This is a genomic window from Ferrovibrio sp., from assembly GCF_035304305.1.
In the GTDB taxonomy this organism is placed as follows: domain Bacteria; phylum Pseudomonadota; class Alphaproteobacteria; order Ferrovibrionales; family Ferrovibrionaceae; genus Ferrovibrio.
Genome location: NZ_DATGQG010000153.1, coordinates 1 through 8,932 on the forward strand (window position 1 = coordinate 1; position 8,932 = coordinate 8,932).

General features: G+C 66.2%; 10 protein-coding genes. 5 read left to right on the plus strand and 5 right to left on the minus strand.

Annotated features, from left to right (window positions below):
- The 3 genes from VKZ87_RS16945 to VKZ87_RS16955 all read right to left on the minus strand — a co-directional run.
- A partial coding sequence (locus tag VKZ87_RS16945) for a TRAP transporter large permease subunit (RefSeq protein WP_324222452.1) occupies positions 1-362 on the minus strand: 362 nt, incomplete at its 3' end.
- Positions 363-827: a TRAP transporter small permease gene (locus VKZ87_RS16950; protein ID WP_324222453.1), complete on the minus strand. Its 465-nt coding sequence runs from the start codon at positions 825-827 to the stop codon at positions 363-365. It lies immediately after the preceding gene.
- A gap of 85 nt (positions 828-912) precedes the next feature.
- Positions 913-1,947, minus strand: a complete 1,035-nt coding sequence (locus VKZ87_RS16955) for a TRAP transporter substrate-binding protein (protein WP_324222454.1) — start codon at positions 1,945-1,947, stop codon at positions 913-915.
- A 169-nt stretch (positions 1,948-2,116) separates the two neighbouring features.
- On the opposite strand from VKZ87_RS16955, the gene VKZ87_RS16960 reads away from it, so the two are divergent.
- The 3 genes from VKZ87_RS16960 to VKZ87_RS16970 are packed head-to-tail and all read left to right on the plus strand — an operon-like array spanning position 2,117 to position 6,290.
- Positions 2,117-4,276, plus strand: coding sequence for an indolepyruvate ferredoxin oxidoreductase subunit alpha (locus VKZ87_RS16960; RefSeq protein ID WP_324222455.1), 2,160 nt, complete (start codon positions 2,117-2,119; stop codon positions 4,274-4,276).
- A 2-nt stretch (positions 4,277-4,278) separates the two neighbouring features.
- Positions 4,279-5,724 (plus strand): DUF6537 domain-containing protein, encoded by a 1,446-nt coding sequence (locus VKZ87_RS16965; protein WP_324222456.1) that lies wholly within the window; start codon positions 4,279-4,281, stop codon positions 5,722-5,724.
- Positions 5,725-5,774: 50 nt separating this feature from the next.
- Positions 5,775-6,290, plus strand: a complete 516-nt coding sequence (locus tag VKZ87_RS16970) for a PAS domain-containing protein (protein ID WP_324222457.1) — start codon at positions 5,775-5,777, stop codon at positions 6,288-6,290.
- A gap of 3 nt (positions 6,291-6,293) precedes the next feature.
- On the opposite strand, the gene VKZ87_RS16975 is transcribed toward VKZ87_RS16970, so the two are convergent.
- The gene (locus tag VKZ87_RS16975) at positions 6,294-7,310 is read right to left on the minus strand and encodes a lipid A deacylase LpxR family protein (RefSeq protein WP_324222458.1); all 1,017 of its coding nucleotides are present in this window, start codon (positions 7,308-7,310) and stop codon (positions 6,294-6,296) included.
- A gap of 103 nt (positions 7,311-7,413) precedes the next feature.
- The gene (gene arfB / locus VKZ87_RS16980; RefSeq protein ID WP_324222459.1) at positions 7,414-7,836 is read right to left on the minus strand and encodes an alternative ribosome rescue aminoacyl-tRNA hydrolase ArfB; all 423 of its coding nucleotides are present in this window, start codon (positions 7,834-7,836) and stop codon (positions 7,414-7,416) included.
- Positions 7,837-7,931: 95 nt separating this feature from the next.
- Between arfB and VKZ87_RS16985 the strand changes: the two genes are divergently transcribed.
- A complete protein-coding gene (locus VKZ87_RS16985) occupies positions 7,932-8,234 on the plus strand; it encodes a SemiSWEET transporter (RefSeq protein ID WP_324222460.1) in 303 nt (100 codons plus the stop codon).
- A gap of 280 nt (positions 8,235-8,514) precedes the next feature.
- Positions 8,515-8,817 (plus strand): hypothetical protein, encoded by a 303-nt coding sequence (locus VKZ87_RS16990; RefSeq protein ID WP_324222461.1) that lies wholly within the window; start codon positions 8,515-8,517, stop codon positions 8,815-8,817.
- Positions 8,818-8,932: the final 115 nt, after the last annotated feature.

Genomic DNA, 8,932 nt, shown 5'->3' on the forward strand with positions numbered 1-8,932 from the left:
GCGGTGGCCACCGACGAGCCGTTGATGGCGGCAAAGCCGGCACAGGCGCAGACGGTCGCCATGGCCAGGCCGCCGCGGCGATGCCCGAGCCAGGCCTCGCCGGCGCGGAACAGTTCACGGCTCATGCCCGATGCCGTGGCGAAAGCGCCCATCAGGATGAACATCGGAATGACCGCCAGATCGTAATCGGTCGCCACCCGGATCGGCGACTGTGCCAGCAGGTTGAGGGCCGGATTGACCGCCGCGAGGAGGCCGAAGCCACCCACGCCGACGATGCCCATGGCGACGCCGACCGGCACGCGCAGCACCATCATGACGAAAAGCGCGACGAAACCGCCGATGGTGATGAGATCGCGATCCATCTAGTCTCTCTGCCCGACGATCAGCCGGATCAGCCGCAGCAGGAGCAGCAGGGCCGCCAGGGCGATGCCGAGAGCCGCGACGGCATGGAAGGGCCAGACCGGCAGCCGCAGGTCGAAGGTCTGCTCATTGCTGGCATAGACGCTCAGTACCTTCGAATGCAGCATCCAGGCAAACAGCGCGAAAAAGCCGAGCGTGACCAGCGTGGCGAAGATATCCATCCCGCGCCGCGCCCAGGACGGGCAGATCTCCCAGAGGCCATCCACCTGGATATGACGGTTGTGGAAGCCCGCCAGCGCGATGCCCCAGAACATGGCCGTGCCGAGCAGCAGGCGGGAAAAGTCAAAGGCGTCGGGAATGCCGTAGTTGAACAGCCAGCGCGCCATCACCGCGCAGAAGGTCAGCAGCGCGATGGCGCCGAGCAGCAGCCCGGCGATCAGCTCGACCTTCTCGATGAATCGGGTCATGGCAGCAGCTTAGCAGCGGTACACGATGACGGGATATAAAGAAGGCGGCCGCCGGTGTGGCAGCCGCCCTCCCTTCCCCCCGGACTCAGAACGCGGCGGCGTTCCGCTTCTTGAGCTCGGCCTTGAGCTCGCTCAGGGCCTGCTCGCCGTTGACGCCGACCTTCTTGACGTCCTCGTACCAGGCCTTGGTCATGTCCTCGGCCAGTTTGTTCCAGGCAGCCATGTCGGGCTTCACGGCTTCATGCCCCGGAAGCGCCAGCATCTTGGCCTTGCCCGCGGCTTCGGCATCGGACCACCCGGTATTCACCTTCTCCGACCATTCCGAGGTGCAGTGCTCGTCCATCGCCTTCTTCTGGCTGGCGGAGAGCTTCTCGTAAGCGGCCTTGTTCATCGCCAGCACGAAGTTGCTGATATAGAGCGGCGCATCCATGTGATACTTCACCGCCTTGTCGATGCCGAAGATGAACAGGCTGTCCCACGGGAAGGTGAGCGCATCGGCCAGGCCACGTTCCAGCGCATCGCGCGCTTCCGGCGCCGTGACCTGGATGTTGGTGCCGCCCGCCATGGTCACCAGACGCGCCACGGTCGCATTGCCGGGACGGATCTTGAGTCCCTTCACATCGTCGGGCTTGGAGATCTTCACCTTGCCGTGGAAGGTGCCGGGATCATGTACGAAGGCCATGCAGACTTTCACGTCTGGCATCTCCTTGGGGGCATATTTCCGGTACCAGGCATCGATCGCGGCCGAGCCGCTCTTGCCGTTGGAGAACAGGAACGGCAGCTCGCTACCGGCGATCACCGGAAAGCGGCCCGGCGTGTAGCCCGGATTCACGTATGTCAGGTCGGCCACGCCGTCGCGCGCCATGTCGTAATGGTCCTTGGCGGCGCCGAGCTGCTGCGCCGGGAAGATCTGGATCTTCAGCGTGCCGTTGGTCGCCTGCTCGAGAGACTTGCCCCATTCCTGCCAGGCCGGATGCAGCGGATGCGCCGGCGGCAGCCAGTGTCCCAGCCGCAGCGTGACGGTCTTGTCCTGCGCGACAGCCGGTGCAGCGCCGAGGCCAAAAGATGCACCCAACCCGAGCAGGGCGGCGCAGGCAAGAAGATGACGTGTGATGGTCATGGTTGTTTCCTCCGCGTCGTGGGCTGCCTCTTGTTTTTCTGGCGGGCCGCCCTGTGCCGCAAACCTATCAGCGGCATCCGGAGGTGTCCAGACGATTTCGTTTGAAGTCCAACTAATCATTGACGCCTGCGGGTATCGATGGGAGACTCCGCCACCTGGGAGAAACGCCATGGAACGCTCTTTCGCGAAAGAGATCGAAAGTCTGCGGCTGAAAAGCGGGGAAATCTTCCGGGGCGAAGGCATCCTTGCGGTCACCAAGGCCCTGCTGCAGTCCGGCGTCTCCTATGTCGGCGGCTATCAGGGCGCACCGGTCTCGCACCTGATCGACGTTCTGGTGCAGAGCCAGGACATTCTCGACGACCTCGGCATCCATCTCGAGACCTGCACCAACGAGGCCTCGGCCGCCGCTCTGCTCGGCGCCTCAATCAACTATCCCGCCCGCGGCGCGGTAACCTGGAAGGCCATCGTCGGCACCAACGTGGCCTCCGACGCGCTCAGCAACCTCGCTTCCGCCGGCGTGATCGGCGGCGCGCTGATCGTGGTCGGCGAGGATTACGGCGAAGGCGCCAGTGTGATCCAGGAACGCAGCCACGCCTATGCGATGAAATCGTCGATGTGGCTGCTCGATCCGCGCCCCGACCTGCCGACCATCGTGCGCTGCGTCGAACAGGGCTTCGAGCTCTCGGAAGCCTCCAACACGCCGGTGATGCTGGAACTGCGCATCCGCGCCTGCCATGTCACGGGCGAGTTCGTTGCAAAGGACAACATCGCTGCAAAGGTCTCGCGCAACAGCCCCCTGCCCGATCCGGCAACTTTCAACTACGACCGCCTTGCCCATCCGCCCGCCACCTTCATGCAGGAACGGCTGAAGCTGGAGCAGCGCATGCCGGCGGCGCGCAAATTCATCCTCGAGCGCGGCCTGAACGAGGTAATGCCGGGCGATCTGTCGGAGATCGGTATCATTGTCCAGGGCGGCCTCTACAACGCGCTGAACCGCGCGTTGATGAATCTGGGCCTGAGCGATGCCTTCGGCAACAGCCGCGTGCCGACCCTCGTTCTCAACGTCACCTATCCGCTGGTGCCCGAGCAGCTGTCACAGTTCTGCGCCGGCAAGCGCGCCGTGCTGATGGTCGAGGAAGGTTCGCCCGACTACATCGAGCAGGCCCTCCACGCCACCCTGCGCAAGGCCGACATCAACACCCGCGTGCACGGCAAGGGCATGCTGCCAGCCGCCGGCGAATACACGATCGAGGCGCTGACCCGCGGCCTCATCGCCTTCATCAGGGCCGAGCAGCCGCAGATCGACCTGGCCGCGGCCGAGGCCGCCTTCGGTCAGGCGCTGGAAACCCGCAAGGCGGCGCAGGCGCTGATCGGCCCGAACCTGCCGATGCGGCCGCCAACCTTCTGCACCGGCTGCCCCGAACGGCCGGTCTTCACCGCCATCAAACTGGTCGAGCGCGATGTCGGCAAGCTGCATGTCGCCGCCGATATCGGCTGCCATGCGCTGGCGACCTTCGCACCGTTCAGCCTCGGCAACTCGATCCTCGGCTACGGCATGTCGCTGGCCTCCGCCGCCGGCGTCGGGCCGCTGTCGAGCAAGCGCCCGCTGGCGATCATGGGCGATGGCGGCTTCTGGCATAACGGCGTGCTCAGCGGCGTCGCCTCCTCGATCTTCAACCGCGGCGACGGCGTCCTGGTCGTCATGCAGAACGGCTATACCTCGGCGACCGGCGTGCAGTACCTGCCGTCCTCCGCCGGCAACCGCCTGGATTCCAGTCCCGGCGGCTCGGATATCGAGACGACGGTGAAGGCGCTCGGCGCCCGCTGGGTCCGGCGCATCCGCAGCTACAGCCTGCCCGAGATGGTGAAGAGCCTGCGCGAGGCGATGACCACGGCGCAGAAGGGCCTGAAGGTGATCATCGCCGACGGCGAATGCCAGCTGGCGCGCCAGCGCCGGCTGCGCGGCGAGGAAGCCGCGGCGCTGAAATCCGGCGCCCGCGTGGTGCGCACCCGCTTCGGCGTGGATGACGCGATCTGTACCGGCGACCATTCCTGCATCCGGCTTTCGGGCTGTCCGTCGCTCACCATCAAGCCCAATCCCGATCCGCTGCGCACCGATCCGGTGGCAAGCGTGAATTCGGGCTGCGTCGGCTGCGGTCATTGCGGCGAGGTGGCCCATGCCGCCGTGCTCTGCCCGTCCTTCTACCGGACCGACATCGTGCATAACCCGGGCTGGTGGGATCGCCTGTCCGACCGCATCCACCGCACCCTGATCGGCTGGCTGGGCGGCAAGGCTGCTCCGGCGCCGCAGCCGGCAGCGGGAGAGTGAGCATGGCCGCGACGTGCCCGATCTGCATCCTGATCGCCGCCATGGGCGGCGAAGGCGGCGGCGTGCTGACCGGCTGGATCACCGGCGCGGCCCAGCGCGAAGGCTACCCGGTTCAGGCCACCTCGATCCCCGGCGTGGCGCAGCGCACCGGCGCTACTACCTATTACATCGAGATCTGGCCGGAGAAAACGGCGCAGCGGCCCGTCATGTCGCTCAATCCCGCCCCGGGCCAGGTCGACGTGATGATCGCCAGCGAGTTCGTCGAGGCCGGCCGTGCCATCGCCAACGGCTATGTCACGCCAGACCGCACCCTCCTGATCGCTTCGACGCATCGCGTCTTCGCCATCGCCGAGCGCAGCGCCATGGGCGACGGCCGCTACGACACCGGCAAGCTGTTCCGCGCCGCCCGCGACTTCTCGCGCGACCGCATCCTGTTCGACATGGACGACGCCGCGAAGGAATCCGGCAGCATCCTGAATGCCGTACTGCTCGGCGCGCTGGCCGGCTCAGGCGCCCTGCCCATCCCCGTTGACGCCTTCGAGGCCAGCATCCGAAGCGACGGCAAGTCGGTGGAGAGCAATCTGGCCGGCTTCCGCTTCGGGCTCAATCACGGCGGCGGCCGTGCCGAATTGGCTCCCGTGCCGGCCACGCCGATGCAGCGTTTCGCCGATGAGGGCGTGAAGCGTCTGACCGATTACCAGGACGAGGCCTACGCGCGGCTCTATCTGCAGCGGCTCGAAACCATCGCGGCGATCGGCGACGAGGCGCTGACGGCGGAAGTCGCACGGCACCTGGCGCTGCGCATGAGCTTCGAGGACGTCATCCGCGTGGCGCAGCTGAAGATCAAGCCCGAGCGCTTCGCCGCCATCGAGCTCGAAACGCGCGTAAAGCCCGGCCAGCCCTACGCGGTGGCGGATTTCGTCAAGCCAGGCATCGAGGAGATCGCCTCGCTGCTGCCGCCGAAACTGGCGCGTGCGATAATCGCTCTCAGCGTCCGGCGCGGCTGGATCGACAGGGTCCATTTCGGCATGCAGGTGCGGTCGAACCGGCTGGGCGGGTATCTGCGCTTCCGCCTGCTGGCCGGCCTGCGCCGCTGGCGGAAACACAGCTTCCGCTATGCCGAGGAGCAGCAGCGCATCGAGGAATGGCTGGACCTGATCCGCAGGGCCGCCGCGCTCGACCTCCACCTCGCCCGCGAAATCACCGAATGCGCTCGCCTGATCAAAGGCTATGGCGATACCTACAGGCGTGGGCTCGGCAACTATCTCGCCATCCGCGATAGGGTGATCCTGCCGGCATTGTCGGGCCGCATTGCGCCCGACGCCGCGGCCGATGCCGTCGTGCAGGCGCGCACCGCGGCACTGGCCGATCCGGACGGCGAGTCACTTGCAAAAACACTCGCGGCCTTTACGGCCAGCCTCGCCGCGCTGCCGCAGGCAGCGGAATAATCCCGCCGGCAGTTGGACGCGCGACCGGTCTGAGGCAAGATCGGCGCGCCGTGCAGAAAGAGATCCTGGATTACATCCGGTCGCCGCGCCTGCGCCGACTGGCCGAGACCTGGTTCGCCCGACGGGGTGATGCCCGCGTCACGCGGCGCGAGGATATCGGCCCGGCCGATTTTCCCGCCCTGCTGCCGCATGTCTTCCTCTACGACTTCGAGCCAGAAACGCGACGCCTCACCCTGCGGCTCGCCGGCGAGGAAATCCGCAACCTGATGCCGAAGGCGGCGCGCGGCCTGACGCTGGAGGAGATCGTGCCGGAAGCCGCCCTGGAAACCGTGCGCGGCCGCTATCTCCGTGTCTGCGAGGAACCGGCAATCATGCATGCAGCCGGCCGCGTCTTCCTCGACCCCCAGGCGACCGGCAGCGGCGAACGTCTGCTGCTGCCACTGGGCGACGCCACGGGTGCGGTGCGGCAGATGATCGGCGCCACCATCTATGTGCTGCCCGACCTGCGGCGCGACGACAGCGTCTTCGCGCATGAAGAGGTCGAGACCACCTTCTTCCCTCTGTGAGCGCTACAGCCGGAACGAGACGCTGAGCGCGCCGAACTGGTCGGTGTGAGCCTGGCCCTCGAACTCGCGGCTGCGGACCACATGGGTGTAGGCGAAGCGGACGTCCTCGATGATGACCGCCAGGCCGAACTGCACGTCGCCGACGAAGGGTTCCTTGTCGACGCTGCGACTGTCGGCGAAGGTGTTACCGTCGAGGAAGATGTTGCGCGCCACCGCGCGACCGTCCACGCCGCCGAACAGATACCAGCCGACGCTGCCGCTCTCGCGCTCGAAATAGCCCGAGCCCGGCAGGCTGGGCTGCACCCGCGGCGGGCCGTAGTCCACGGGCAGGTTCTGGCCCAGCCGCAGCGTGAGGCCGCCATTGGCATAGGTGAAGACATTGCCCAGCGCGATGCCGGCATGGGGCGTGGCATCCATGCCGAATCCGAACGGCATTTCGATGCGCGGCGACTGCCAGCTGCGCTGGTAGGTGAACTGCAGCGTCGGCTCGTTCTTCAGCTGCGTGTCCCAGCCCTCTGCCAGCGGTGAGTCGACGATGCGGTGGATGAAGTCCTGCGTCTGGTGCGCCAGCGAGGCCGGACCGACAACGCCAAGGCTGAGCGAAGCCTGGTCGAGCACCGGGCCGGTACGCGCCACCACGCCGGCCGAGGCGTAGAGCCAGCCGGCATAGGGGCGCTCGCCCGGCGGCGGATCGGCGAGGCGCTTGTCGCTTGCCGTATACATGCTCTGGCCCAGCGTCAGCTCCACCCTGAGGTCGGTCTCGTCGTCGAACATCGGCAGATGGCTGGCCGCATCGCGCACGAATGCCGGTTCGCGCCCCTTCGGCGTCAGGTAATTCACCTGCACGCCGCTCGTGTAATGCTGGTCGGTATCGTAGAAGAGATCATTCTCCATCACGAAGCTGAGGACGCCCTGCGGATCCTGGTCCGGATCACGCTGCGCCTGCGCATGAGCCGGCGCGGCAAGGCAGACGGTGCCCGCAAGCAGCAGGAGAGAATGACGGAAACGGAGAGACTGCATTTTTTCGGTCGTTGATCGGAGAGAACGTCTGGCTTTTGCGAAAGCATTGTGGCGGCGATGCGGCACCTGCTGCCATTTCCTCATGACGAATTGTAACCGGATGTTAATCGAATCCCGGTTTCGACTGGCGCAGGCCCTTGAGGACGCCGCGCCGGGTCTTCGCATCCAGGCGCCGCCGCTTCGAGCCCAGCGTCGGCCTCGTCGCCCGCCGCGCCTTCGGCACGATTGCCGCCTGACGGATCAGTTCGCTCAGGCGGGTGATCGCATCCTCGCGGTTGCGCTCCTGGCTGCGATACTGCTGTGCCGTCAGCACCAGCACGCCATCCGACGTCAGCCGCCGCCCGGCCAGCCGCTCCAGCCGCTGCTTCACGCTTTCGGGGAGCGACGGCGAATTGCGCACGTCGAAGCGCAGCTGGACGGCGCTTGAGACCTTGTTGACATTCTGTCCGCCCGGACCCGAGGCGCGGATGAAGCTGAAGGCAAGCTCGCTCTCGTCGAGGCTGATGCGGGACGTGACGGGAATCATGGCGACACCCTAGCGGCCCGCCCGCTCCCGTCCAGTGCGGAAGTCCGGCGAAATGCAGGGCGGAACGCCGCCGGGCGATAGCGGGTTTTTCCGCCATGACGCCCCAGATCGCCACCATCATCGGCTTCCTCGCCGCCCTCTGCTCCACCGTCAGCTTCGCGCCCCAGGCCTGGAAGATCATCCGCTCCCGGCGCACCAAGGACATCTCCACCCGGATGTATGTCATCACCGTGCTCGGCTTCGCCTTCTGGCTCGCCTACGGGATCATGCTGGCGCAATGGCCCCTGATGCTGAGCAACGGAATCTGCCTGCTGTTGTCGGGCTTTATCCTGGTCATGAAACTGTCGCCGCAGCATCTGAAGGAAGAGATCGCCGATACGGTCGACCCGACCGCCTGACGGTGATCACATGCTGCATCCCGAGCTTATCCGGAGCTTATTTGAGCTTATTTTCTCTTAAACGGCCCTACGCGTCCCTGTTCTGCCTCCTTATCCCGCAACCCAGGTCGCCTCCGACAACCCGCCGCTCGAAGAATGAGAACATATCATGATCATGCCGGCGGGTCAATCCGGCCCGGCGCCCGGCTACCGCCAGCCGGTCGACGGCACGGGTCGCCCGGTGGTATTTATCCACAGCGGGCCTGTCGGTAGGCCCGTCTTTCTGCGAAGCCCACCTGCAATGTCCGACGCCCTTCTCGTTCTCGCCTTCTTCTACATCGGGGTTCCCGGCGGAGTCTGGCTGTATCTGCAGATCCGCGCCGCCCAGAAACGGGCGCAGACCGCCTATGACTGGAGCCGCGCGGAGATCGTCCGCCGCACCAAGATGCTGGAGGAACGGGAAAAGGCTGCCGTGGAGATCAAGACCGCGATCGGCAAGCTGATGCAGGAGGTCACCGCCCTGCAGGCCGAGCGCGGCCGTCTGGAGCAGCTCGTCGAGAAGTCCGGCCTCTCCCCCGAAACCGAAGCGTCGAGACAGACCTGACGCGTTTTCCCGCATGACAGTGCGCGCAGGCGATGGAGTCGGCCATGATCTCGTCACGGGCGATCTCGTCAGATCTGTGCGGGAGAGCCGTTCGGAAGTGGCGACCCCTACGGGA